Source organism: Pseudomonas sp. PDM02, assembly GCF_014852285.1.
In the GTDB taxonomy this organism is placed as follows: Bacteria; Pseudomonadota; Gammaproteobacteria; order Pseudomonadales; family Pseudomonadaceae; genus Aquipseudomonas; species Aquipseudomonas migulae.
This window is the reverse complement of the sequence record NZ_JACVBL010000014.1, coordinates 89,515-114,543: the sequence shown is the minus strand read 5'-3', so window position 1 is coordinate 114,543 and position 25,029 is coordinate 89,515. Positions and strand designations below refer to the sequence as shown.

Here is a 25,029-nt window from a genome sequence, read left to right as displayed (position 1 = left end):
CGCCGGTTCAGGACACATCCGCATTACATGGAAGTGGAAAAGTGGGCCACATCGGAAATTCAGATGTTTTCCGATGAACAGCGATTTAGAAGCGCCCACCAACCTCAGCAGGAACCGCCATGATCAATCAAATCGACACCGTGCTTTACACCGGCAAGACCCACACAACCGGAGGCCGCAATGGCGAGTCGCGAAGCGACGATGGCCGTCTGGACGTCAAGCTTAGCGCCATAGGTTCTTCCGGCAGCGGCACCAACCCTGAACAACTGCTGGGCGCTGGTTGGTCGGCCTGCTTCATCGGTGCCATGGGCAAGGCAGCCATCGCGTTGAAAGTGACCTTGCCGACTGACGTGTCTGTCGACACCGAAATAGACCTGGGCAAGACCGAAAACGCCTTTTTCCTGCAAGCGCGCCTCAACGTCAGCCTTCCCGGCCTGGACCCTGCCGTCGCACGGTCGGTGGTGGATGCCGCGCATCAGACCTGCCCGTATTCGAAGGCGACCCGTGGCAACATCGATGTCGTGATCAACCTGATCTGACCGGGACGACAAGCGTGGCCTGCCATTGCGGCAGGCTGCGCTGGCGATCGCTTACTGAACGTTTTTCAGCTTGATCACATCACCGGAAACCTTGGTGGTGTAACCGCTCAGGACCCACGCCCAGAACCAGTTTTCCTGCACTTGGGTGTTGATCAGTGCATCGCCGCCCTTGGCCTTGATCGCCGCGTCTTGCGCGCGAACAAAACGGCTGTTCTGGCGAATCGGGATGACGCCGAACAGCATCAGGCCCGTGGCGCTCGCTTCACTGTGGCCAACCACCGTGTATTGGCTTGCATCGTATTGCTGAGTCTTCATCGGGGCGCCGGTGCAACCCGCCAGAACCAGGCCGAACAGGGTAACGGCAACAACTTTGCTGAGGTGATTCACTGAATGACTCCTTGGGTAAACGCCCGGGATCCGTCTCTCGGGCGGCGCACACTCTACCGGAAATGATGGCCAATTAGTATCAATTCGCCCACCTCGGCAAGCCTTGCGCCTACGATCGCGGGGATGTCCGGGATGATGGAATCACCCTAAACCTGTAGGAGCCCGGCTTGCCGGCGATGGCGATTTCATGGACGCCTTCGCCGGCAAGCCTGGCTCCTACGGATCGCGGGGATGTCCGGGATTGGGGATTCACACCAAGCCGGCTCCTACGAATCGCGGGGATGCCCGGGATTGGGGCTTCACGCCAAACCTGTAGGAGCCTGGCTTGCTGGCGATGGCGATTTTACGGACGCCTTCGCCGGCAAGCCGGCTCCTACGGATTGGGGGATGTCCGAGATTGGGGGCTCACACAAAACCTGTAGGAGCCGGCTTGCCGGCGATGGCGATTTCACGGACGCCTTCGCCGGCAAGCCTGGCTCCTACGGATCGCGGGGATGTCCGGGATTGGGGATTCACACCAAACCTGTAGGAGCCAGGCTTGCCGGCGATGGCGATTTTACGGACGCCTTCGCCGGCAAGCCGGCTCCTACGGATCGCGGGGTGGCGGGGATTGGGGGCTCACACAAAACCTGTAGGAGCCGGCTTGCTGGCGATGGCGATTTCACGGACGCCTTCGCCGGCAAGCCTGGCTCCTACGGATCGCGGGGTGGCGGGGATTGGGGGCTCACCCAAAACCTGTAGGAGCCGGCTTGCTGGCGATGGCGATTTCACGGACGTCTTCGCCGGCAAGCCTGGCTCCTACGGATCGCGGGGTGGCGGGGTGGCGGGGATTGGGGACTCACACAAAACCTGTAGGAGCCGGCTTGCTGGCGATGGCGATTTCACGGACGCCTTCGCCGGCAAGCCTGGCTCCTACGGATCGCGGGGTGGCCGGGATCGGCAAGTCAGGCAAACCGCTTCAACGAAAACGCCGACAGGTCCAGGTCACTGCTGCCACGCACGCACCACTGCGCAACCGCCTCGCCCAACGCTGCGGAATGCTTGAAACCATGTCCCGAACAGGCTGACACCACCAGGGTGTTTTTCAGTGACGGATGCTCGTCGATGATGAAGTGCGAATCCGGCGTGACGGTGTACGCGCACACCGCCGACTTGGCCACACGCGAAGTCACGCCCGCGATCCGGCCGCGCACCTGACGTTCGAACATGTCGTTTTCTTCAGCGGCGCTGACGGTGCGGTCCAGCGTGTCTGGCGAGGATTCTTCAATGTATTGCTCCGTCGCGACTTTCACGCTGCCCTCGCCCGGTAACGGCGGGAAGCCGTAAAAGGACTGCGCCGGGCCGTGGCTGAAAATGAACGTCGGTGACACCTCGGCGAACCGCGCGTGCTCCTCCTGTTCAAACCAGAACAGTTTCTGCCGACACACCCGCAACAAGCGGTCAAACGGCTGTCCCAACAAATCCCGGGACCACATGCCGGCACTGACCACGACTTTGTCGGCGCGGATCGTGCGCTGGTCGGTGGTGAGGGTGACGCCCTGCTCGTCCGAGCGGATGTGCGTGACGGTTTCGCCCTTGAACAACGTGGCGCCGTGTTCCTCGGCGAGCTGCAATTGCACCGCGATGCAGCGTTCCGGCCGGACGTAACCGCCACTCGGTTCGAAGTAGCCGACGGCAGTGTCCAGCACCTGGGAAAATTGCGGGAATCGCTGGCGAATCTGTTTGGCGGACAACACGTCATGCTCGATGCCGTAAGTGTTCGCCAGTTGAAGGGTGCGGTTCGTGAAGTCGTTGGCATCGTTGGCGTCATAGCCGGGGCTGGAGCTCAACACCAGCACGCCGCACTGCTCGAACAGCGACTCGCCGGACAGTGCTTCGAGTTCACGCCAGATCCGATGCGAGTTGCGGACAATGGGCACGTACGCCGCACCTTCGCCGACCGAGAGCCGAGTGATGCGCGTGTCCCCATGGCTGGAGCCCTGCGTGTGGGGAGGATGGTGGCGGTCAACGCCGATGACCCTGACCCCGGATTTCGCCAGTTGATACACCGTCGCGGCGCCCATCGCGCCGAGTCCGAGCACTGCTACTTCACACCGATGTTCCATATCGTCACCGTCCCGAAAAGGACCATTTGAGTCTGAAAGCCGCTGAAAACTCAAGAGCGAAAACAGGGCACTATCAAGCGAAGTGTCGGGGAGAAATCAGCCGGCCTGAGCCTGCCGATTCAGGATTCAGGATTCAGGATTCATGTGAAATCCGACAACAGTGTTTGTCCGGTCGACCAATATATGGCCAAGCCATAAACACCTAGCATCGACTCTACCCAGCGAGCCATTGAAGTTGTCAGCAACTTGCTCGCCAGGCAACAACCCCGAAATAGTCGATGCCAAGGTGAATACCATGAACGTTTTAAAAGCAGCGCTGTTCCTTGCTCTTGGAAGTTTAACCGCACAGGCCTTTGCAGACGAAAGTCACGCCAATGCAGAAGCCGGCCAGCTACCCGTTGAAAGTTACACCTACGGAATGAAGCTCGATATTCAGAAGATCATTACGGTGTCGGACATTGCAAACGAATGCGCACCGGTGCCGGCCCAAATGACGTATGAAGACTCTCACGGTCAACGGCATATCCTGCAATATCAAGTCATGGGCACAGGCTGCTCGAACGGTTGAGTCGCGTGCGGACGATGGAGGGTCGACACTCCATGCATGCCGCATCTGTCAGGGTTTTGCTGGCGAACCGACAATGTCCTCATCGGAGGCCAACAGACCCGGAATGTAGTCTTTCAGAAACTCCACCCATGTCTTGATCTTCGCATCCACGAACTTTCGTGACGGGTAGATGGCAAACAAGTTGAATTCCTCGAAATGATAATCCGGCAACACCCGCACTAACGTGCCCGCTCTCAGTCCGTCCACGGCAGACGCAATAGGTTGAATACCGATCCCCATTCCATTCTTTATCGCGACCGTCATCGCATCGGCGGTGTTCACGTGAAAGGGAGAGACCGGAACGTTCACCGTCTCCACGCCGTCCGGCCCCTCGAATGCCCAGTTTTCAACCGGCATGACCGTATTCACAATCCGCAGACAATCATGTGCGCCAAGCGACCCTGGAGAATCAGGGTGTCCGCGTTTCTTCAAGTACGCCGGCGAAGCGCAGAGGATGCTGTAAGTGATGCCCAGCCTTTGAGCGACAAACCCGGAATCGGGCAAGTCCCGCGCTAACACGATCGACATGTCATACCCCTCCTCCAGCAAATCGGGCAGCCGATTGGTCAGGGTCAGATCAAACATCACCGAGGGGTGAGTCTCTCGGTACTTGGCAATCGCATCGATCACGTAATGGTTGCCGATGGCCGACATCGCGTGAATCTTCAGCCGGCCCACCGGCGTGATGTGAGCGGTTCCTGCTTCCTCATCGGCTTCACGCACCTCTTCAAGAATTTTCTCGCAGCGCTGCAAGTAGCGCACACCGGCTTCGGTCAATGCCAGGCGTCGAGTGGTCCGGTTGATCAGACGTGTTTGAAGCCGGGCTTCCAGACTGGTCACCGCTTTGGAAACGTTGGTCGTGGTGGTGTCCAGCATCTGCGCCGCCGCCGTAAAACTGCCGGTTTGGGCGACAGCCACGAAAAAACGCATGGTCTGGAAAATGTCCATCGCTAGGCCTCAAGGGTCTGGATAAAAAAGGGCGGCCTTACAGAAAGCCGCCCCTCTCGAATCGGATTACTTCTTGCGCGCAATAAACCCGGGAACACCGGTTTCCACCACCGAGTTGAACCGTACCCGAGTGGTGATCTCTTCCTTGATTTCAAGCATCGCCCGGTGTGGCAGCGTAGACAGATCGAAGTTTTCCCGGATGTGGCTCGGTGTCGCCGACGTGGTCAGAAACGCCACGCCCCGCTGCACCGACCAGGCCAGTGCCACTTGCGCCGGGGTCTTCTGCACGCGCCGGGCGATCCCGGTAATCACCGAATCCTCCAGCACGTTGGGCTCCATGCCATGGCCGAGTGGTGCAAACGCCAGGACGATAATTCCATGTTGCTGACAAAACTCAAGCAGTTCCCATTCCGGCAAATATGGATGGGACTCGATCTGCACGACGGCGGGTTTGATCCGCGCCTCGGCGACAATCGCCTGCAACGCCGGCAACGTGATGTCCGACAAGCCGATGGACTTGCACCGCCCCTCATCCACCAGGCGCTCAAGTGCCCTCCATGTCTCGATCAACGTGACCCCTGAATCGTAGATGACGTTGCCTTGCTCGTCCCTCGGGTCCTGGTTTTCACCGGGTTGAAAGGCAAACGGCGTATGGATCAGGTAGCAGTCGATATAGTCCACTTGCAGCCGTCGGCAACTGGCCTCGAACGCCGGTTGAACCCGCTCGGGGCGATGGTTGGTGTTCCACAGCTTGGTGGTGATGAACAGGTCTTCGCGGCGGATTGATCCGCTCGCCATCACCTCTTGAAGGGCAATGCCGACCTGTTCTTCATTTCGATAACGTTCTGCACAATCGAAATGACGAAAGCCCGCGTGCAGGGCCTCCTTGACCGCTTGCGTGGTGACCGCAATATCTCGAAACAGCGTGCCGAACCCAACCGCCGGCATTTCACCCGCGCCATGGTTGAGCGCAAAACGCTGATCGCGAAGTGCATCGTGAAAGGCTTCGTAAGGCATCTCTTTACTCCAATTGTCGGGGCCGCAGCCGCTATTGATACGCAGGGTTCTGTGCTTCACGTGTGGCCACCCGTTGCTCGAAGGCGCCGACGGAATTACCGCCGAGCGCGACGTACAGGCGCACCGTGTCGAGGTATTGCGCCGTCTTGATCCGGATTCGGCCCAGCAACGCCTGCTGATACGCGCGCTCCGCTTCCAGCACCTGGAGAATGCTGTTCTCGCCTTGCGCGTAGGCTTGCTGGTTCAAGCGCAAACTGGTTTCGGCCGCGCGCAATGCGTCTTCCTGGGCGAGGTTTTCCTCGGCGTCATGGTTGATGGCTTGCAGCGTGTCGGCGACCTGGCCGAACGAACTGATCACGGTTTGCTGGTAACCGGCGAGTGTCGCGTTGTAGCCGTCGATGGCCGCCTGACGTTCAGCCTTGAGCGTTCCGCCATCAAAGATCGGCCCCGCCAGCCCTGCCGCAAAGCCCCAGAGTGCGGCGCCGCCATTGCCCGAAGCGGCCTGTGCCAGCGACGCGGACAACGTGACATGGGGATAGAGGTTCGCGGTCGCGACGCCGACGGCAGCGCTGGCCATGTGCAGTTCTGCTTCTGCCTGGCGCACATCCGGCCGGTCGTGGGCCATTTCAGAAGGCAAGCTGACAGGCACGTTGGCCGGCAATACAAACTCGGCCAGGTCGAAGTCCGGCGCGATCCAGTCGCCCGGGCCTTTGCCCGTCAGAATCGAGAGTGCGTGGCGAGCCGAGTCGCGCTGCTGAGCCAGAGGCGGCAACAACGTGCGGTCCTGAGCAAGCCGGGTCTCGGCCAGCGAAACATCGATCTGCGTGGTGCTGCCATTGGCGTGGGCCATGCGCACGAGGTCGAGGTTTTTCGCGTCGTTGGCCAGCAGTTTTTCGACGGCTTGCATCTGCGCATTCGCCGACGCCACCAGCAACGCCTGACTGGCGACATTCCCGGTCAGGGTCAGGTACGCCGCTTCGTAGCGATGTTTTTGCAGATCGGCAAACGCTTCCTGTTGCTCCACCAAGCGCTTGTTGCCGCCGAACGCGTCCAGGTCAAAACCGACCCGTGGCCCGATCGCATAGAAGTTGGAGACGGCCGGCTCTTTGGCGTTATGAACCCGTTGACGGCCCGCCTGGGCGCCAAAATCGACTTGCGGGTACAACGCACCTTCCGCCGCCGTTACCGAGGACGCCGCCTGGCGAATGGTTGCATCCGCCGCCACCAGTTCAAGGTTGCCCGCAATGGCCCGACGTACCACCGTGTCGAGCTTCTGCGAACGGAACGCCGTCCACCAGTCACCGCGGACCTTTTGGCCCAGATCAATTTGCTTGTTGCCACGCTGACCAAGACGCTGTTCGGCCTGTTGATCGTAGTGCTGCGACTGGCTCGGCGCAGGCATCTGGTAGTCGGGGCCGACGGTACAGGCGGTCAGGAACACCAGCACTGCCGCCGCGCCGAACGTGGTTTTGAACGTCTGTCTGTTGATTGCGAGCGCATGGGATTTCATTTGGCACACTCCACGAAAACTAGTTGGCCGCAGCCGGCTTGCGAAGGAAGACCACCAGTGGACTCACCACCAGCATCACCACCAGCAAAATCTTGAATTGACCGATCAGCGCGATAAAAGCCGCCTGGCCCGTGATCATTTCGTTGAGCCCTTCCAGGGCTTGCAGGGACGTCGGCACGGAAAGCGCAGCGGCGCGATAAGGCGTCAGGTTGCTGACCAGCGCCGTGTGCATCGCTTGCGTGTTGTTGAAGAAAAACAACTGCACAATCGCAACGCCCAAGGTGCTGCCGTACACCCGTGACAGGTTGAACAAACCGGTGCCTTCGGGGCGCAACGCGGGGTCGAGCGTGCTGAACGCAACCTTGGTCAGCGACGGCATCAACACGCCGATGCCAATGCCCTGAACCGCACCGGCCACTGCCACCGGCCACTCGTCCATCAACGGCGAATAGCTGAGCATCAGCCAGTTGGCATAGACCACCAGGGCGACGCCTGCCGCCACGAACCCGCGGCGGTCGAAGCGCTCGGGAACACGCCCCATCAGCAGGAACGCGCCGACCAGTCCGACGCCACGCGGGATCGTCAGGAACCCCGTGGTGTCCGGCGGGTAGCCGAGAATTTCGTCGAGCATCGGCGAGGTCAGCGCCATGGTCGACAACAGCACGAAACCCACGGCGAAAAAGATGACCGTCGACAGCACAAAATTGCGGTCGTCGAACAAACGCTTGTTGAGAAAATGTACCTTCGCCGTCAGCACATGCACCGCGAACAGATAGAACCCCAGTGCACTGCCCAGCGCTTCGAGGCAGATCTCGGTCGAGGCAAACCAGTCCAGGCGTTCACCACGGTCAAGCAGCATTTGCAGGCTGATCAAACCCAGCGTGAAAGTGCCAAAGCCAAAGAAGTCGAATGACGGCCGCTGTTCGGCCTTCTTCTCCTTCAGCAAAAGCGCCATCACCAGGAAGATGTAGGCCGACAACGGCAGGCTGATGTAGAAGATCGGCCGCCAGTCGAAGTGTTCGCCGACCCAGCCACCGATGCTCGGCCCGCTGACGATGCCGAACAGCACGATGGCGGTCCACGTCGCGCCAAACTTCGCACGCTTCTCGAGGGGCAGGGTCTCCATCGAAATCGCCATCGACAGCGGTGCAAGCACGCCACTCGCGAGCCCCTGGATGATCCGCGCGCCGACGAATTCCAGCGGCGTCGTGGCCAGCGTCGCAAGCAGCAAGCCAAGGGCAAAAAAGGCCAGCGCGGTCAGATAAACACGCTTCAAGCCATAACGCCCGGCGAGCCATTGCGCGACCGGCAGGGTGATGGCGCTCGCGGCAAGGTACGAGGTGAAGATCCAGCCCGCCTGGTCGTCGGTCATCGACAGGCTGCCCTGAATCAACCTGAGCACCGCGTTCGGAACAGGCAGGTTCGCCGACTGCATGTACGTCGCCAGCAGCGCCGCGAACCGCAGCGCATGCGCGCCCTCTCCCGCCGGGATTCCACTCTGTTGGCTGTTCATCAGGCGCCACCCGCAGTCAACAATGCTTTGAGCGGATGCCACCACGGCGTGCGATAGCCAGTATCAACCTTGACCGTGGCGCTGGTGCCCGAGAACAGCGCCAGGGCAGGATCTGCCTCATCGAGTTCAAGGCGTACCGGAACGCGCTGCACCACTTTGACCCAGTTGCCGGTCGCGTTTTCTGGCGGCAGCAGGGCGAAGTCCGAGCCGGCCCCCGGGCTCATGCTGGTGACGTGGGCCTTGAATACGTGATCGGGATAGGTATCGATGCTGATGGTCGCGGCCTGCCCGGGGCGCATATGGGTGACCTGCGTCTCGCGGAAGTTGGCCTCGACCCAGATCTCGCGAGCGGACAGCAGCGCAAAGGCCGGCGCGCCGTTGCTGACGAAGTTGCCCACCTGCAAGTCGTCAACCTTGGCGACAATGCCATCGTCCGGCGCGTACACCGTCGCATACCCGAGGTAGAGCTGCGCCTCGTCCAGTTGAGCCCTGGCCTCGCGCACCGTCGGGTGACTGTCCGCGTCGATGTTCGGGTTGCCGCTGAGCGCGACGACGGTGCTGGCGATCTGTTGTTCGATCGACGCAATGCGCTGCCGTGCCACTTTCAGGTCGGTGTCCGCCCGCTCGTAAACGGCCCGCGAGACAAACTCGGAGGCGACCAGCGCTTTCTTGCGGGCGAACTCTTTCTGGTCGAAATCCGCCGACTCTCTGGCGGACTGCAACTCGGCCTGCTGCTGCCGGTAACTGGCCTTGAGCCCATCGATGCGCAGCCGCGCGACGCTCAACTGTGCTTCTGCACGGTTGACCGCGATCTGAAACGGCTCCGGGTTGATGCGGAACAGCACCTGGCCTTTGCGCACAGGCTGATTGTCCTGGACCGCAATCTCGACGACCTGTCCGGAAACACGTGCGTTGATCGAGGCCTTGGCCACCCGGGCGTAGGCGTTGTCGGTCGAAACAAAGGGCTCGCCCGCCTGATAGCGTGCGTAGCCAAACGCGGCGAAAAGCAGCGGCACACCGACCATCAGCAGGGGCCGCATTTTCGCTTTGAACGGTTTTTTCACGGGCGCGTCAGCCGGGTTCTGACCGGGATGCCCGAGGGTCTGTGTCGCTGAGAGATCGAACTGTTTAGTCATGATCGAATACACCTTAAACCGGGAAATCGGGCTAACACCCACTGGAACAGCGCCTTACCGTGTGCGGTCGGGAGGATCGCTCCGCCGCACCTGTTTCGTAGCCGCAATACCCCGATCGAGCTCCGCTACAACAAACCCGCAAGCAAGGAATTTCTGGTTCCTTAATTTTGTGCGATGGTGTAAGAATATAGCCACGCCACCCCCAGACTCAAGGATTTTGTACGACATGGCACAAAATAAAACTACCGAGGGCAAAGGACGCGGCCGTCCTCGCGCCTATGACCCGCAGACCGCCTTGCAACAAGCGCTCGGTGTGTTTTGGAACACCGGCTATTCCGGTGCGTCTCTGGACAGCATCGCCAGCGCAGCCGGGATGAACCGGCCGAGCCTGTACGCCGCATTCGGTGACAAGCACGCGCTCTATATCAAAGCGCTTGAGCAGTATTGGGAGTTCGCCGCCGCCGCCATGCACGAGGCGCTGACGAGCGAAGAGCTGACGTTGCGCCAGGCATTGATGCAGTTTTACGAGGGGCAGTTATCGATCTACTTCTCGGGTGACGGCCAACCCCGTGGTTGCTTTGCGATTGGCACGGCGACCACCGAAGCGGTCGAAGATCCGGAAATTCGCGATGCACTGTCGGATCGACTCAGCCGACTGGATGCCGACCTCGAAGCGCGTCTGCGCGTGGCCATTGATAAAGGAGAGCTCAAGGACGATGTCGATGCTGCGGCCCTCGCCGTGCTCGCCTCCTCCCTGCTGCACAGCATTTCCATCCGTGCGCGGGCGGGCAAATCCCGGGCGGAACTGACCGGGCTGGCACGCAATGCGGTCAATGTGATCTGCGGTTGAGCGACGTCATGACGGGCAACAGACTCGAAGACAGGCTGGCCAAGCATCTGGCGGTGGTTTTTTGCGGCATTAACCCCGGCATGATGGCCGCCGCCCAAGGGCACCATTTTGCGGGCCGCAGCAATCGCTTCTGGCGCACCCTTCATCTGGCCGGTTTTACGCCGCAGGAAGTTCGCCCGGAAGATGACCGGACAATCGTGCAGTATCACTGTGGTTTAACGGCCGTGGTTGAGCGGCCAACGGCGCGCGCGGATCAGTTGTCGGTGGATGAATTCATCGCCGCCGCTGCGCAGTTCGAACAGAAGATCGCGCACTATGCGCCACGTTGTGTGGCTTTTCTCGGCAAGGCCGCCTATGGCGCGTTGTCCGGCCAGCGCAACGTGACCTGGGGGCTTCAGTCGCAAACGTTCGGTAACGCCTCGGTCTGGGTCTTGCCCAACCCCAGTGGCCGCAATCGCGCTTTCACCCTGGATCAACTGGTTGACGCGTATCGACAACTCTATCTGGCCCAACTTGGTGTTAAATAGCACGCTGTCGCGTAATGCAGTGCAACGAGAACGGATATGAGAACCCATTTTGAGAAAAGTGATGCCCCTGAGCCAACGCTCCCGCGTGATGGAAACATTCAACCCGTCACCCCTCAGCAGCCGGTGGTAAGCGCATGATCGAAGTCACTGAAGTGTCCATTGCCGAACTGCGCGCGGCGCTCGAATCCGGGCAGACCACCGCCGTCGAACTGGTGCAGGCTTACCTGGCCCGGATCGATGCCTACGATGGCCCGGACACCGCCACCGCGCTCAACGCCGTGGTGGTGCGCAATCCCGAGGCGCTCAATGAAGCGCGGGCGTCCGATGCCCGTCGGGCCAAAGGTCAAACGCTGGGGCCGCTCGATGGCATTCCCTATACCGCCAAAGACAGTTATCTGGTCAAAGGGCTGACCGCCGCCTCTGGCAGCCCCGCTTTCGCCCACCTGATTGCCTATCGCGATGCGTTCACCATCGAACGGCTTCGCGCCACGGGTGCGATCTGCCTGGGCAAAACCAACATGCCGCCGATGGCGAACGGCGGCATGCAGCGCGGGGTCTACGGCCGTGCCGAAAGCCCGTACAACGCTGACTACCTCACCGCCCCTTTCGCCTCGGGTTCGTCGAATGGCGCCGGGACGGCGACCGCCGCCAGTTTCGCGGCCTTCGGTCTCGCGGAAGAAACCTGGTCGAGCGGTCGCGGTCCGGCCTCGAACAACGGTTTGTGCGCCTACACGCCGTCGCGCGGGGTGATCTCGGTGCGCGGCAACTGGCCGCTGACGCCGACCATGGACGTCGTCGTGCCCTTCGCCAGAACCATGGCCGACCTGCTTGAAGTGCTCGACGTGGTGGTGGCGGAAGATCCCGACACCCGTGGCGATCTGTGGCGGCTGCAACCCTGGGTGCCGATTCCGAGCGTCGCCTCGGTGCGCCCGGCGTCCTATGCCGAACTTGCGGCGAACACCGATGCACTCGCCGGCAAACGCCTCGGCGTTCCGCGCATGTACATCAACGCCGATCCCGACGCGGGCACGAGCGACGCACCGGGCATCGGTGGGCCGACGGGGCAGCGCATCAACACGCGTCCATCGGTGATCGGGCTCTGGGAAGAGGCCCGCAAGGCACTTGAAGCTGCGGGTGCCGAAGTGATTGAAGTCGACTTCCCGCTGGTCTCCAATTGCGAGGGTGATCGTCCGGGTGCGCCGACGGTGTTTACCCGAGGCCTGGTGTCGAAAGAGTTCCTGCATCATGAGTTGTGGGACCTGACGGCCTGGGCATTCGACGATTTCCTGCAGGCCAACGGCGACCCGAAATTGAACCGTCTGGTCGATGTCGACGGGCCGCTGATTTTCCCGCACGACCCGGGAACCCTGCCCAACCGCGAGGGCGACCTGGTCGCCGGCATGGACGAATACGTGCGGATGGCCGAGCGTGGCATCACGCCGTGGGATCAGATATCCACTGTGCCTGATGGCTTGCGCGGGCTGGAAAAAACCCGTCGAATCGACCTGGAAGACTGGATGGATCGGCTGGGGCTCGATGCGGTGCTGTTCCCGACAGTGGCCGACGTTGCGCCGGCGAATGCCGATGTCGACCCGGCCTCTGCGGACATCGCCTGGAGCAACGGCATCTGGGTGGCCAACGGCAACCTCGCCATCCGGCATTTGGGTGTGCCAACGGTCACCGTGCCGATGGGCGTGATGCCGGACATCGGCATGCCCGTCGGCCTGACGTTTGCCGGCCGCGCCTACGACGATTCGACGCTGCTGCGCTTCGCCTCGGCATTCGAGTCGACGGGAACCAAGCGCCTGATCCCGCCTCGAACCCCACCGTTGTCGGCCGCTAAAAAGTAGAACCGAGCGGTTTCACAGGGCAAGGCGTTGGTCGAAGTTTTCTTCCTTGAGAATATCGAACAACGCCTGCGCCGCCGTCGACAACTCCACCCCAGGCTTGGTCAACACCCCGATCGCCCGTTCCACCACCGGGTCACGCAGGGTAATGCACCGCGCGCCCAACTCGCGCATCTGCCCGGCACACAACGCCGGCACCGCGCTCACCCCCAGGCCGCTGGCGACCATTCTCCCGACTGTCGCCAACTGATGGCTTTCAAACTCCACCGGCAACTTCATCCCCCGCGCTTGCAGGTGCTCCTCCAGCATCACCCGCACCGTCGACGGTCGCTGCAAGGTAATGAAAGGCTCTTCAAGCAACGTCTGCCAATCAATGTCTTCGCGTTCTGAAAAAGGTGAATCGAACGGCACCACCGCCACAAACCGGTCCCGGTACAACGGCGTGAATTGCAGCGACGAACTTTGCGTCGGTTCAAACGCTACGCCCAACTCGACCTGCCGATCGCGCACCATTTCCAGCACCTGCTCGTTGATCACGTCATTCACCGTGACGTTGACCTTGGGATAGCGTGCGCGAAACGTCTTGAGGATCGGCGGCAGCAGGTTGCCGGCAAACGACGGCATCGCCGCCAGCGTCACGCGCCCGCGCTGCAGAGTAAAACGCTGGCGCAATTCGTCCTCGACATTGTCCCAGTCCGCGATCAATCGGCGGGCCAACGGCACAAGGGATTCACCCTCGGGCGTCAGCGCCACGTTACGCGTGTTGCGGGTAAACAGCCGCCCGCCCAGGCCCTCCTCCAGCGCCTTGATGGTCAGGCTCAGCGCCGATTGCGACAGGTGCAATCGTTCGCAGGCGACGGCAAAGCTCAGACTCTGGGCCACGGCCAGAAAGGCGCGGATCTGCTTGACTGTCATAGGCTAACTGCTCCAGTAATGAGCGCAGGTGCTTTCTGTAGGAGCATGGCTTGCCCGCGATGGCGTCCTGGAGATCGTCATCGCGGGCAAGCCATGCTCCTACAGGATTTATTGGTGAGTTTTATCTATCAATCAACCTTAAAAATCAACTTAACAAATAAATCCTCCAGCGCGACACTCCATCCCATACGGCTAGCCAGCCGCCCACAAAGAATAAAAGAGGTGCATATGGCAGGTTTCGACAAGCGCGTGAGTTCCTACGAGGAAGCTCTGGCAGGTCTTGAAGACGGCATGACCGTAATCGCTGGCGGCTTCGGCCTGTGCGGCATTCCGGAAAACCTGATCGCCGAGATCAAGCGCAAAGGCACCCGTGACCTGACCGTGGTTTCCAACAACTGCGGCGTCGACGGTTTCGGTCTTGGCGTGTTGCTGGAAGACCGGCAGATCAAAAAAGTAGTGGCCTCCTACGTTGGCGAAAACAAGCTGTTCGAAGACCAACTGTTGAAAGGCGAAATCGAAGTCGTCCTGACGCCTCAAGGCACCCTCGCCGAAAAAATGCGCGCAGGCGGCGCCGGCATCCCGGCATTCTTCACGGCTACTGGCGTCGGCACCCCGGTCGCCGAAGGCAAGGAAGTGCGCGAGTTCCACGGTCGCAAGTACCTGATGGAAGAATCCATCACCGGTGACTTCGCCATCGTCAAAGGCTGGAAAGCCGACCATTTCGGCAACGTCATCTACCGCCACACCGCCCAGAACTTCAACCCGCTGGCCGCCACCGCCGGCAAGATCACCGTGGTCGAAGTCGAAGAAATCGTCGAACCCGGCGAGCTGGACCCGGCGCAGATCCACACCCCTGGCATCTACGTCGACCGGGTCATTTGCGGCACGTTCGAGAAGCGCATCGAACAGCGCACCGTGCGTAAGTGATCCCCTGCCCCCGGACCGAATGAAGGAATAACAACAATGGCACTTTCCCGCGAACAAATGGCTCAACGCGTCGCCCGCGAAATGCAGGACGGCTTCTATGTGAACCTGGGCATCGGCATTCCGACCCTCGTCGCCAACTACATTCCCGAAGGCATGGAAGTCATGCTGCAGTCGGAAAACGGCCTGCTCGGCATGGGTCCTTTTCCTACTGAAGAAACCATCGATGCCGACATGATCAATGCCGGCAAGCAAACCGTGACCGCGCGTACCGGCGCGTCGATCTTTTCCTCCGCCGAGTCCTTCGCGATGATTCGCGGGGGTCATGTCGACCTGACCGTGCTGGGCGCCTTTGAAGTCGATGTGCAAGGCAACATCGCCTCGTGGATGATCCCCGGCAAGCTGGTCAAGGGCATGGGCGGCGCGATGGACCTGGTGGCCGGCGCAGACAACATCATCGTCATCATGACCCACGCATCCAAGGACGGTGAGTCCAAGCTGCTGTCCCAATGCAGCCTGCCGCTCACCGGTGCCGGTTGCATCAAGCGCGTACTGACTGACCTGGCGTATCTTGAAATCGAAAACGGCGCGTTCATTCTCAAGGAGCGTGCGCCGGGCGTCAGCGTCGAAGAGATCGTCGCCAAGACTGCCGGTAAACTGATCGTGCCGGACCACGTTCCGGAAATGCAGTTCGCTGCCCAGTGAGGAATCATTCCATGCAAGAAGTCGTCATTGTCGCCGCCACCCGTACTGCCATCGGCAGCTTCCAGGGCTCGCTGGCCAATGTGTCCGCCGTAGACCTCGGTGCTGCGGTGATCCGTCAGTTGCTGACGCAAACCGGCCTGAACCCGGCGGAAGTCGATGAAGTGATCATGGGCCAGGTGTTGACCGCCGGCGCCGGGCAAAACCCTGCGCGTCAGTCCGCGATCAAGGCGGGCCTGCCGTTCACCGTGCCGGCCATGACCCTGAACAAGGTCTGCGGCTCGGGCCTCAAGGCCCTGCACCTGGCCACCCAGGCGATTCGCTGCGGCGACGCCGACGTGATCATTGCCGGCGGCCAGGAAAACATGAGCCTGTCCAACTACGTCATGCCCGGTGCGCGAACCGGTCTGCGCATGGGGCACGCGCAAATCGTCGACACCATGATCAGCGACGGACTGTGGGATGCGTTCAACGATTACCACATGGGCATCACCGCCGAGAACCTGGCTGAAAAGTACAGCCTGACTCGTGAGCAACAGGACGCCTTCGCTGCGGCCTCGCAGCAGAAAGCCACGGCCGCCATCGAAGCCGGGCGTTTTGCCGATGAGATCACGCCGATCCTGATTCCGCAGCGCAAGGGCGATCCGCTGTCCTTCGCCACCGATGAACAGCCACGCGCCGGCACCACCGCCGAAGCCCTGGGCAAACTGAAACCGGCCTTCAAGAAGGACGGTTCGGTGACCGCCGGTAACGCCTCGTCGCTGAACGACGGCGCCGCCGCCGTGATCCTGATGAGCGCGGACAAAGCCAAGGCCCTGGGCCTGCCGGTGCTGGCAAAAATCGCGGCTTACGCCAACGCAGGCGTGGACCCGGCGATCATGGGCATCGGCCCGGTCTCGGCCACTCGCCGTTGCCTGAACAAAGCCGGCTGGTCCATCGACCAACTGGACCTGATCGAAGCCAACGAAGCCTTCGCCGCGCAATCCCTGGCGGTGGCCAAGGACCTGGAATGGGACTTGAACAAGGTCAACGTCAACGGCGGCGCCATCGCCCTCGGTCACCCGATCGGTGCGTCGGGCTGCCGTGTGCTGGTGACTTTGCTGCATGAAATGATCAAGCGCGACGCCAAGAAAGGCCTCGCCACCCTGTGCATCGGTGGTGGTCAGGGCGTGGCACTGGCGATCGAACGGGCTTAACGCGTTCAACGGACGGCGCGGGGACCCACGAAGATCCGCGCCATCCGGCAACAACCCCGGTGTGACAAACGTCGCACCGGGTTCCGGCGAACCGTGTTTCAGGCGAACTTCACGAGGTTCAACACTGGCAACGGCCCACCCGGAAACTGCGCCAACCGCGCGCCGACACTCAACTCCCCAAGATCAATCCCGAAGAAGCCCAAGCGTTCGGTCAACGCAACCACCTGAGCTTTCGCCTCGGCATCATCGCCCGACACAAACAGCACCCGCCGACCGCCCTCCGCCGCCGGATCACTCTCCAGCAAGCGCGCCGCCAGGTGATTGAACGCCTTCACCACTCTCGCCCCCGGCACCCATTCAGCGAACACTTCGCTGGACATACGGCCCTGCAAATCCACAGCCTTGAACAACGGCGCCTCAATCGAGTTATTGGCGTCGATCACGATCCGCCCGCCGAAGTCCGGCAGACCAGCGAGTGCTGTCGGCAACTTCGACCAGTTGACCGCCACCAGAACGATTGGCTGGGCGGCCGCTTCTTCACGGGTGCCGGCGCGTGCCGTCGGGCCGAGCTCCGATACCAGCGATGCCAGCGTTTCAGGTCCACGACTGTTGGCGATGACTACTTCGATGCCCTGACGGGACAAGGCTCTGGCAAACGCTGAACCAATGGCGCCAGCGCCGATGATGCCGATAGTACTCATGGTGATTCACTCCAAGGGGTTGTCGTTGGCGTGAATACTGCGCTTGTCATTAGCCCTTGATTAGCGGGTAATGACTTGAATGATTTTCAAGCATTCATAGCAGGTGCCAGACATGGAAACCCTCGCCAACCTCGAATCTTTTGTACGCAGCGCTGAAACGGGCAGTTTTTCCGCCGCGGCACGTTTGCTGGCGCTGACACCCGCCGCGGTCAGCCGCAACGTGGCGATGCTGGAACGCAATATGGGTGTGCGGTTGTTCCAGCGTTCGACCCGCAAGCTGTCGCTCACTGAAGCCGGTGAGGGTTTTCTGGCCAGCATCGGCGGCAACCTGGAGGCGTTGCAAGCGGCGATCAGTGCCGTGAGCAGCGATCGCGGGGAGCCGGCCGGTGTGCTCAAGGTCAGCCTGGCGCCGACGTTTGGCATCGGTCATGTGCTGCCGTTGTTGCCGCAGTTCCTGGCGCGTTATCCGCTGATTCGCCCGGAATGGCACTTCGAAAATCGCCAGGTGGATTTGATTGCTGAAGGCTATGACGCGGCCATCGGCGGCGGCTTCGAACTCACGCCAGGGGTCATCTCACGGACATTGGCGGCGGCGGATATCGTCGCGGTGGCCTCACCGGCCTACCTGGCAGGACGCACGCTGCCGCGTACGCCGGCCGACCTGATCGGACACACCGGCATTGTGATGCGCGGCATTCGCACCGGGCGGATTCGTCAGTGGGTGATGCACGATCGAGCGGGCCATGAAGAGAGCGCCGGTCTGAACGAAAACATCGTGCTCAACGATCCTGCCGCCATGCGTGAGGCCGCGCTTCTGGGCCTGGGGGTGACGCTGCTGGTATTGCCGGATGTGGCAGCGAACATCGAGCGCGGGGAACTGGTGCGCCTGCTGCCGGACTGGCACGCCGATGCGGGGCCGATCTCGTTGTATTACCCGAGCCGGACGCTGATGCCGGCCAAGACCCGGGTGTTTATCGATTTTGTGGTTGAGGCGTTTCAGCAGTAGACCGCGTCATCGTTCATCGCCAGCAAGCCGGCTCCTACAAGGACATGGTGAACCTGTAGGAGCCGGCTTGCTGGCGATGGCGGCCGAAAAATCACCCAAAAAACTGCAGAATCAACCAACTATTCGCCCCACTGATCACCGCAAACAACCCCCACGCCAACACCCGCGTCGGCAATCGATTCACAAACGGCCCCATCAACTTGTGATCGTTGGTCATGCGAATCAACGGATACAACGCAAACGGCAACTGCAAACTCAGCACCACCTGACTCAACACCAGCAGCTTGCCAATCGCGTTATCCCCCATCAGCCACACACCGATAAACGCCGGGATCAACGCCAGCCCCCGGGTAATCAAGCGCCGTTGCCAGCAGGGAATCCGCAGGTTGAGGTAACCCTCCATGATCACTTGCCCGGCGATGGTGCCGGTGAACGTCGAACTCTGACCGGACGCCAGCAACGCGACGCCGAACAGCACGCTGGCCAACGCGCCGCCCACCAGCGGGTCGAGCAAGTGATAGGCGTCCTGAATGTCCACCACATCGGTGTGTCCGGTCTTGTGGAAGGCCGCGGCCGCGAGGATCAGGATCGCCGCGTTCACCAGCAGCGCCAGCGCCAGGGAACCGATGGTGTCGATGCGCGCCAGTTTCACCGCGTCCTGTTTGCTGGCCAGGTCCTTGCCGATCATCCGGGTCTGTACGATCGAGGTGTGCAGGTACAAGTTATGCGGCATGACCGTGGCCCCGAGAATCCCGATGGCCAGGTACAGCGGCGCCGCATCGCCGATGGCCGACAGTGACGGCGTGAAACCCCGTGCGACGTCCGGCCAGTAAGGCTTGATCAACAACAATTCAACGAAGAAACACACACCGATGGTGCTCACCAGCACCAGCATGATCGCTTCCAGTCGGCGGAAGCCACGGTTCTGCAGGGCCAGCACCAGCAGCGTATCGAACGCTGTGAGGGCGATGCCGACGCTCAGCGAACAGCCCAACAGCAGATGGAACGCCAGCGCACAGCCGAGCACTTCGGCGAGGTCGGTGGCGATGATCGAGATCTCCGCCAGCACCCATTGGGTCCGAGCGGTCCGCGTGCTGTAGCGCTCGCGGGACAACTGCGCCAGATCGCGCCCGGTGGCAATGCCCAGGCGCGAGCACAAACACTGCACCACCATCCCCGCCAGACTGGCAAGCAACACCACAAACAACAGGCTGTAACCAAACCGCGAACCGGCCTCGATGGCGGTGGCCCAGTTGCCCGGGTCCATGTAGCCGATGGACACCAGCAAGCCCGGGCCGGCGAAACGCAGGGCACGCTTGAAAAATGACGCGCGAGGGTCAACGGCAACGCTGCCCGCCACTTCCGGCGGACAAAACGGCGCAGTGGCGACTTTGGGCAAACTGAATTTCACGCAAACATTCCAGAAAACAGGCGGGAGGGCGCAGCTTAGACGTTTCGCGCTTTTCGGTGTACCGACAAAACGCAAAGATCGCCGCTGCGGCCTTTGCTTTTGTAGGAGCAAGCTTGCTCGCGATAAACGATGACGCGGAACGTCTGGACCACCGAGGTGCTGCCATCGCGAGCAATCGAGCGTCGACCGGCTGCTCCTACAAAGGCAAAAGCAACGGCGGGTGATGTTCAGGGCTTGGCAATGCCCAGCAACTGTTCCCGCAACCCGGGATTGCTCGTGCGCGGGTCGAGCCAGATATCAAAAAACGCCCGGGCGAACACCGGGTCCGTCACCTCGTACTGCAACTGCGGGCCGACAAAAAAGCGCGCGCCCTGCCCCGGCAAGTAAACCCCGATGAGTCGGGTCCCGGCCTGCACATCGACAAACGCCTGCTGCATCTGCGCCTGCCATGCCGCGAGTTGCCCGGCACTCACCGATGCGCCCGACAGTCGTTTGATTTCTTCGACGCTGGCCTGGACCAGATCGTCCCGGGAAATCCTGCGCTGATAAATCAGCTCCAGGGCGAACGGCTGGTCGCTCGCAAATGGCTGCGCGGCACTCCACAGACGAGCGTTGTAGATATCGAAACCGAACATCCGGAACTCACCGGTGCCAATGATTTGAGCACCGGGTAAAGACTCCTGCCAATTGGCCAACGCGTGGTTGCCCAGCAATACCAACAGCCACAGGGTATGACGCAGAGGTGATCGTGGTCGGGTCATGATCGGCTCGATTCAACGCGTATGGGTTCTGTTACTTATACGCATAAAGTGTTGCTGTACAAGCTTTCAACTTTGTATACAAAAACAGCCAATCCTTAGAGCAATCTACTTGTCGCAATGCTAACGTTGCCGCTTCACTCAGGTCGGAGGCGCCTACGTGCTGCTGCTCAAACTGCTGGTCATTCCCGGGTTTCTCTTACTGATCTCCCTCGCGGGCAAACGCTGGGGCCCGAGTGTCGCCGGTTGGCTTTCGGGGTTGCCGGTGGTGGTCGGGCCGATTCTGTTTTTCCTCGCTATCGAACAAGGCGAAGTGTTTGCCGCGCAATCGGCGACCGCCGCGTTATCCGCGATGTTCGCGATGATTGCCTTCTGCATAACCTACGCCCAGGTCGCCCAACGCACGGGATGGCCTTGGGCGCTGACGGTTTCGCTGCTGGTCTGGGCGACAGCGGCGGTGGTGCTGTCGGTGATTCCACCGTCCCTGGTGTTCTCGGTGATCGCCGCCGCGACCGCGCTGCTGGCGGCGCCTTACCTGTTTCCCAAGGTGCAGCCGATCGTCTCCGGCCCGGCACCGAAGTCCGACAAATTGCTGCTGCGCATGATTGCCGGCGCCCTTCTCACTCTCGCGGTCACCTGGCTCGCCAGCACCGTCGGCGAGCGCTGGAGCGGCCTGCTCGCGGTGTTCCCGGTGCTGGGCAGCGTGATGGCGGTGTTTTCCCAGCAAACCCGTGGCCCGGCGTTTACCGCCGCCTTGTTACGCGCCACGGCCACCGGCATGTATTCATTCAGCGCGTTCTGCCTGGTCCTGGCGCTGACCTTGCCGGGCATGGGCCTGAAGGCTTTTGGCCTGGGCGTCGCGGTGTCGGTCGCCATGCTCGGCGTCACCCGGCGCCTGTTGGCCAAACCGGTGGCAACGCCCGCAACCCGTTCAACTATTTCGAACGAGTAGAACAACAACCCCGTACGTCAATCGAACGGGTTTCGCCCACTATCAGCCTCAGTTCCTGACCAACCACTGACTGAGGCCTACACCATGAAATTCTTTTTCCACCCTTCGCCAAACCCGATGAAAGTCGCCCTGCTGCTTGAAGAACTGCAAACACCGTACGAATTGATCGGCGTCGACACCTTCAAGGGCGAGCAACACCAGCCAACCTTTCTGGCGATCAATCCGAACGCCAAAGTGCCAGCGCTGGTCGATGGAGACGCCACCGTGTTCGACTCCCAGGCGATCCTGTTGCACCTCGCGCAAAAACATCAGCGCTTCCTGCCGACCTCCGTTGCCGGCCAGGCCGAGCTGCTGTCGTGGCTGATGTTCATCGCCACCGGCCTGTCGCCATTTTCCGGCCAGGCGGTGCACTTCCTGCACCACGCACCGGAAGACCTGGCCTACGCAAAAAACCGTTACCTCAAGGAAGTCGAGCGTCATTACCGCGTGCTCGATCAGCGCCTGGCCGACCATCAATACCTGGCCGGCGACACCTACAGCATCGCCGACATGGCGCTGTGGGGCTGGGCCAACTACGCGCCGTACATCCTCGGCGAAAACGGTTTGGCGGCGTACCCGAACGTCAAGCGCCTGTTCGACGAAATCAGCGCTCGCCCGGCAGCCGTACGTGCTCACGGCCTCAAAGAGAAGCTGGTACTGAAAGCGGAATTCGACGAAGAAACCCGTCGCAATCTGTTCCCGCAAAACCAGGCGCAGTAATCCATTCCCCGCATGCGAAGGTGATGAAATGAGTGATCAAGTCGCGTTTATCGTTTACCTGCCAGCCAAACCGGAACGCTTCGCCGAAACAAAGCAGCGCCTGCTGGACGTGGTGCACCAGATGTCGGCCGAGCCGGACTTCGTGAACACCTGGGTCCACCAGTTGCAGGACGAGCCGAACACTCTGGTGCTCTACGAAACCTGGAACTGCAGCAAGGAAGACTTCATCACGCGTCACCTGAGCAAGCCGTATCGCCAGGACTATGAAAAGCTGTTGCCGGAGCTGTTGGCCAGCGACCGTCGGATCGAGTTTCTGGACGTGATCGAGAGCTACCCGGTGCGCCGCGACGTGTAACAGCGTAATCCCCGTGGTGAGGGCCAGCCTCTCACCACGGGCATCCCTATTACTCGGCGGCGTCGAGTTTATCCAGCGCCTGGTTCACCGCCAGCTCCCCAAGCATGATGACTTGCGCAATGCCCAACAGCGAATTGCGACGGGTCCCCTCCATATGATCCGCCAGGTCCATGGCCATGACATTGGCCGATGCCAGCGACTCGCACGCATGGCTGAGCAGGGTCTGGACATCGAGTTCCGGGTTGACGCTGAACATGCTGTCGAGTTGCCTTGGCGTGGCGTTGATCAGGGCAATGTGCGCGGCAGGATTGGCGTAGAAGTCGAGGGCGAGTTTGATGGTCTCTTCGAGCTTTTCTTGGTCAGCGCTTTGGGCTGAAGCGGACAGGTCCGGGCTGGGGGGATTGGGTGTTGGTTTGGGCATAGATGGAGCTCCGATGCTACTTAGAAGGAGCCATCAACCTCTCGCTACCAAACGGAGGGTGGCGGCCATACGAAGGTTGGTAGACCGGGCATCGGAACCGGCGCCCCCGAAGGAGCCCTGCGCATGGCCACCATAAAACGCAGCCCTGAGAAAGGGCCGAACAAGGTGACGCTATGCGTCGATGCTGAGGGTCTACCAAACCCGATCACTGTGTTTTCAGCGACCGGAAAACAATAGAACCCACCCCAAAAGCGCACAAGCCGGCGGATTCTTACGTACCTGTAGGCAACGACGCAAGGTGTTGTAGCTTTCATGAAGTAACGCTGAGCGCGGTTAAACAAGCCTTCGTAAATACGTTGATTCGCCGTAAACGCGAGGTTCAAAAGCTTTTCGCTCACCAAAACCCGACCACCCGTTAGCCCACACTGGAATGCTCCACGACCTCCATGGGATGATCGCCCCCACCGCGAGACCACCCTGGAGATTTTGAATGTCACTGTTGAGTAAAAAAGCCGTTGTCCTGCTGCTGGCAGCAGTTGCCAGCCTGGGGGCTTTGAATGCACAGGCGGCTAAAGAGACAGCGCCCGCGCAGAACGTCTCGATGCTGGGCGGAAAATTCAAATTCAACCTGCCCAAGGGCTTCGTTGCCAACCCGCTGCCGGCGGACGCGACCGGTGCGAGTGGCACCATGTACACCAACGCAACCACGAAAACCGTAGTGATTGCCGCTGAAAACACCATTCCTGGTGGCGTCAACGCCAAGGACAACGACGGTGAGTTCCTCGATACCACGGCGTCCGACTTCGCCACTCAACAAGCCAAGGCACTGCCGGATTTCACCAAGCTCAGTGAGAAAAGCCTGACCCAGAAAGGCACCGGCCTCGGTCTGCGGGAGATCGACAGCATCGCCACCCAGGGCGGCGGCAAGACCCTCGATACCACGCTGATGGCCGCCTCGGGCACGCGCATGGCGCTGGTAAAGGTGATTTCCCGCCTCAGCGACAATGCCGGCCACGAAGCGCTGGTTAAACAGATCGTCAGCGGCAAGTAAGGCTCAGGGGTTGAGGTGCTGCAACCAGGCGCTCAAATCCTGCATTTCGGCGGCACTGATGTTGTGGCCAACGCCTGGATATGCATGAAATTCAGGCTTGAGTGACAGGCTCTGCAACAGGTTGTTCGCCTCGGTGCCGTCGTTGAAGGGAAGGCGTTTGTCCGCTGTGCCATGCCCGATGAAAATCGCCAGTTTCTGAAGTTTTTCATCGGATTTGAGTTCGGACTTGAGCACCGGCAAGATTCGCCCGCTCAACGCCGCGATCCCGCCCACGGCTTCGGGATGACGCAACGCGACCTCGTAAGACATGATCGCGCCCTGGCTGAAGCCCACCAGGAAAACCTTGTTCGGTACTGTGTGATATTTCTTCGCAGCCTGTGCGACGAAATCCAGCAACACCGGGCCGCTGGCCTTCAGGTCATCCGTCTCGCCGTTGTAGGCACCTTCTCCCTTCTTGCGAAACCACTGATAACTGCCCTCCTCCATGACCATCGGCGCGCGCACCGACAGGTAGTTGTAGTGGGCAGGCAATTCATCCTTGATGCCGAACAAGTCCTGTTCGTTACTGCCGTAGCCGTGGAGGAAAATCACCAGGGGTTGATTGACCGATTCGGGGTTGGCCTGCTCCAGGTATTTGAGCGGCAGATCGGTGTGCAGCGGGGTTTCAGCGTGGACGGCGGCGGACGCCAGGAGTGTCAGCAGAGCGAGAACCTTCAACATAAACCTTCCTTCACAGAGCGCAGGATTCGGGGTTGAGCCTAACACTGTGAAGCCAGCCGGGATATTTTCGGTGCTGCTGATGCCGCCATCGCCGGCAAGCCGGTCTCGCTCCCACAGTTGAAATGCATTCCCCATGTGGGAGCGAGCCTGCTCGCGATGAAGGCATCAGCGA

At 60.9% G+C, this 25,029-nt stretch carries 26 protein-coding genes; 13 read left to right on the top strand and 13 right to left on the bottom strand.

Annotation, left to right across the window (positions count from 1 at the left end; translation table 11 throughout):
* Positions 1–119 precede the first annotated feature (119 nt).
* The gene (locus tag IB245_RS23295) at positions 120–539 is read left to right on the top strand and encodes an organic hydroperoxide resistance protein (RefSeq protein WP_008033339.1); all 420 of its coding nucleotides are present in this window, start codon (positions 120–122) and stop codon (positions 537–539) included.
* 51 nt (positions 540–590) lie between these two features.
* Here IB245_RS23295 and IB245_RS23290 read toward each other — a convergent pair whose 3' ends face one another.
* Positions 591–926, bottom strand: coding sequence for a hypothetical protein (locus tag IB245_RS23290; protein WP_008033343.1), 336 nt, complete (start codon positions 924–926; stop codon positions 591–593).
* Positions 927–1,870: 944 nt separating this feature from the next.
* Positions 1,871–3,031 (bottom strand): N-methyl-L-tryptophan oxidase, encoded by a 1,161-nt coding sequence (gene solA / locus IB245_RS23285; protein WP_192228778.1) that lies wholly within the window; start codon positions 3,029–3,031, stop codon positions 1,871–1,873.
* 295 nt (positions 3,032–3,326) lie between these two features.
* On the opposite strand from solA, the gene IB245_RS23280 reads away from it, so the two are divergent.
* Positions 3,327–3,599, top strand: a complete 273-nt coding sequence (locus tag IB245_RS23280) for a DUF2790 domain-containing protein (RefSeq protein WP_192228777.1) — start codon at positions 3,327–3,329, stop codon at positions 3,597–3,599.
* A 48-nt stretch (positions 3,600–3,647) separates the two neighbouring features.
* On the opposite strand, the gene IB245_RS23275 is transcribed toward IB245_RS23280, so the two are convergent.
* The 5 genes from IB245_RS23275 to IB245_RS23255 form a co-directional block, all read right to left on the bottom strand.
* On the bottom strand, positions 3,648–4,586 hold the full coding sequence (locus IB245_RS23275; protein WP_192228776.1) for a LysR family transcriptional regulator: 939 nt from the start codon (positions 4,584–4,586) through the stop codon (positions 3,648–3,650).
* Between the two features lie 66 nt (positions 4,587–4,652).
* Complete coding sequence (locus tag IB245_RS23270) at positions 4,653–5,603, bottom strand: aldo/keto reductase (RefSeq protein ID WP_192228775.1); 951 nt, start codon at positions 5,601–5,603, stop codon at positions 4,653–4,655.
* A 31-nt stretch (positions 5,604–5,634) separates the two neighbouring features.
* Positions 5,635–7,113, bottom strand: a complete 1,479-nt coding sequence (locus IB245_RS23265; RefSeq protein ID WP_192228774.1) for an efflux transporter outer membrane subunit — start codon at positions 7,111–7,113, stop codon at positions 5,635–5,637.
* 19 nt (positions 7,114–7,132) lie between these two features.
* The gene (locus IB245_RS23260; RefSeq protein ID WP_192228773.1) at positions 7,133–8,626 is read right to left on the bottom strand and encodes a DHA2 family efflux MFS transporter permease subunit; all 1,494 of its coding nucleotides are present in this window, start codon (positions 8,624–8,626) and stop codon (positions 7,133–7,135) included.
* Positions 8,626–9,762 carry an HlyD family secretion protein gene (locus IB245_RS23255; RefSeq protein WP_192228772.1) on the bottom strand — a complete coding sequence of 379 codons (1,137 nt, stop codon included), beginning with the start codon at positions 9,760–9,762 and terminating at the stop codon, positions 8,626–8,628. The genes IB245_RS23260 and IB245_RS23255 overlap by 1 nt, the downstream gene beginning before the upstream one ends.
* 226 nt (positions 9,763–9,988) lie before the next feature.
* On the opposite strand from IB245_RS23255, the gene IB245_RS23250 reads away from it, so the two are divergent.
* From IB245_RS23250 to IB245_RS23240, 3 genes are all read left to right on the top strand, one after another.
* Positions 9,989–10,612: a TetR/AcrR family transcriptional regulator gene (locus IB245_RS23250; protein ID WP_192228771.1), complete on the top strand. Its 624-nt coding sequence runs from the start codon at positions 9,989–9,991 to the stop codon at positions 10,610–10,612.
* A gap of 8 nt (positions 10,613–10,620) precedes the next feature.
* Positions 10,621–11,139 (top strand): G/U mismatch-specific DNA glycosylase, encoded by a 519-nt coding sequence (mug, locus tag IB245_RS23245; protein WP_192228843.1) that lies wholly within the window; start codon positions 10,621–10,623, stop codon positions 11,137–11,139.
* Between the two features lie 134 nt (positions 11,140–11,273).
* A complete protein-coding gene (locus IB245_RS23240) occupies positions 11,274–12,989 on the top strand; it encodes an amidase (protein ID WP_192228770.1) in 1,716 nt (571 codons plus the stop codon).
* Between the two features lie 12 nt (positions 12,990–13,001).
* Here IB245_RS23240 and IB245_RS23235 read toward each other — a convergent pair whose 3' ends face one another.
* On the bottom strand, positions 13,002–13,901 hold the full coding sequence (locus IB245_RS23235; protein WP_192228769.1) for a LysR family transcriptional regulator: 900 nt from the start codon (positions 13,899–13,901) through the stop codon (positions 13,002–13,004).
* A gap of 228 nt (positions 13,902–14,129) precedes the next feature.
* Between IB245_RS23235 and IB245_RS23230 the strand changes: the two genes are divergently transcribed.
* The 3 genes from IB245_RS23230 to IB245_RS23220 are packed head-to-tail and all read left to right on the top strand — an operon-like array spanning position 14,130 to position 16,723.
* Positions 14,130–14,828 (top strand): CoA transferase subunit A, encoded by a 699-nt coding sequence (locus tag IB245_RS23230; RefSeq protein ID WP_008026716.1) that lies wholly within the window; start codon positions 14,130–14,132, stop codon positions 14,826–14,828.
* A gap of 36 nt (positions 14,829–14,864) precedes the next feature.
* Positions 14,865–15,530, top strand: coding sequence for a CoA transferase subunit B (locus IB245_RS23225; protein ID WP_008026717.1), 666 nt, complete (start codon positions 14,865–14,867; stop codon positions 15,528–15,530).
* An 11-nt stretch (positions 15,531–15,541) separates the two neighbouring features.
* The gene (locus IB245_RS23220) at positions 15,542–16,723 is read left to right on the top strand and encodes an acetyl-CoA C-acetyltransferase (protein ID WP_192228768.1); all 1,182 of its coding nucleotides are present in this window, start codon (positions 15,542–15,544) and stop codon (positions 16,721–16,723) included.
* A 98-nt stretch (positions 16,724–16,821) separates the two neighbouring features.
* Here the strand turns inward: IB245_RS23220 and IB245_RS23215 are convergent, their stop codons facing one another.
* Positions 16,822–17,424: an NADPH-dependent F420 reductase gene (locus tag IB245_RS23215; RefSeq protein ID WP_192228767.1), complete on the bottom strand. Its 603-nt coding sequence runs from the start codon at positions 17,422–17,424 to the stop codon at positions 16,822–16,824.
* 112 nt (positions 17,425–17,536) lie between these two features.
* On the opposite strand from IB245_RS23215, the gene IB245_RS23210 reads away from it, so the two are divergent.
* On the top strand, positions 17,537–18,430 hold the full coding sequence (locus IB245_RS23210; RefSeq protein WP_192228766.1) for a LysR family transcriptional regulator: 894 nt from the start codon (positions 17,537–17,539) through the stop codon (positions 18,428–18,430).
* A gap of 91 nt (positions 18,431–18,521) precedes the next feature.
* Here IB245_RS23210 and IB245_RS23205 read toward each other — a convergent pair whose 3' ends face one another.
* A complete protein-coding gene (locus tag IB245_RS23205) occupies positions 18,522–19,841 on the bottom strand; it encodes an Nramp family divalent metal transporter (protein WP_192228765.1) in 1,320 nt (439 codons plus the stop codon).
* Positions 19,842–20,068: 227 nt separating this feature from the next.
* On the bottom strand, positions 20,069–20,602 hold the full coding sequence (locus tag IB245_RS23200; protein WP_192228764.1) for a chalcone isomerase family protein: 534 nt from the start codon (positions 20,600–20,602) through the stop codon (positions 20,069–20,071).
* A 157-nt stretch (positions 20,603–20,759) separates the two neighbouring features.
* On the opposite strand from IB245_RS23200, the gene IB245_RS23195 reads away from it, so the two are divergent.
* The 3 genes from IB245_RS23195 (at position 20,760) to IB245_RS23185 (ending at position 22,665) form a co-directional block, all read left to right on the top strand.
* Complete coding sequence (locus IB245_RS23195; protein ID WP_192228763.1) at positions 20,760–21,551, top strand: hypothetical protein; 792 nt, start codon at positions 20,760–20,762, stop codon at positions 21,549–21,551.
* Positions 21,552–21,635: 84 nt separating this feature from the next.
* Positions 21,636–22,310 carry a glutathione S-transferase family protein gene (locus tag IB245_RS23190; RefSeq protein WP_192228762.1) on the top strand — a complete coding sequence of 225 codons (675 nt, stop codon included), beginning with the start codon at positions 21,636–21,638 and terminating at the stop codon, positions 22,308–22,310.
* A gap of 28 nt (positions 22,311–22,338) precedes the next feature.
* On the top strand, positions 22,339–22,665 hold the full coding sequence (locus tag IB245_RS23185; protein ID WP_192228761.1) for a putative quinol monooxygenase: 327 nt from the start codon (positions 22,339–22,341) through the stop codon (positions 22,663–22,665).
* A gap of 49 nt (positions 22,666–22,714) precedes the next feature.
* On the opposite strand, the gene IB245_RS23180 is transcribed toward IB245_RS23185, so the two are convergent.
* Positions 22,715–23,086, bottom strand: a complete 372-nt coding sequence (locus IB245_RS23180; RefSeq protein ID WP_192228760.1) for a DUF6124 family protein — start codon at positions 23,084–23,086, stop codon at positions 22,715–22,717.
* Positions 23,087–23,576: 490 nt separating this feature from the next.
* Here IB245_RS23180 and IB245_RS23175 point away from each other — a divergent pair, with 490 nt between their 5' ends.
* A complete protein-coding gene (locus tag IB245_RS23175) occupies positions 23,577–24,137 on the top strand; it encodes a hypothetical protein (RefSeq protein WP_192228759.1) in 561 nt (186 codons plus the stop codon).
* 3 nt (positions 24,138–24,140) lie between these two features.
* Here the strand turns inward: IB245_RS23175 and IB245_RS23170 are convergent, their stop codons facing one another.
* Positions 24,141–24,857, bottom strand: coding sequence for an alpha/beta hydrolase (locus IB245_RS23170; protein WP_192228758.1), 717 nt, complete (start codon positions 24,855–24,857; stop codon positions 24,141–24,143).
* Positions 24,858–25,029 lie beyond the last annotated feature (172 nt).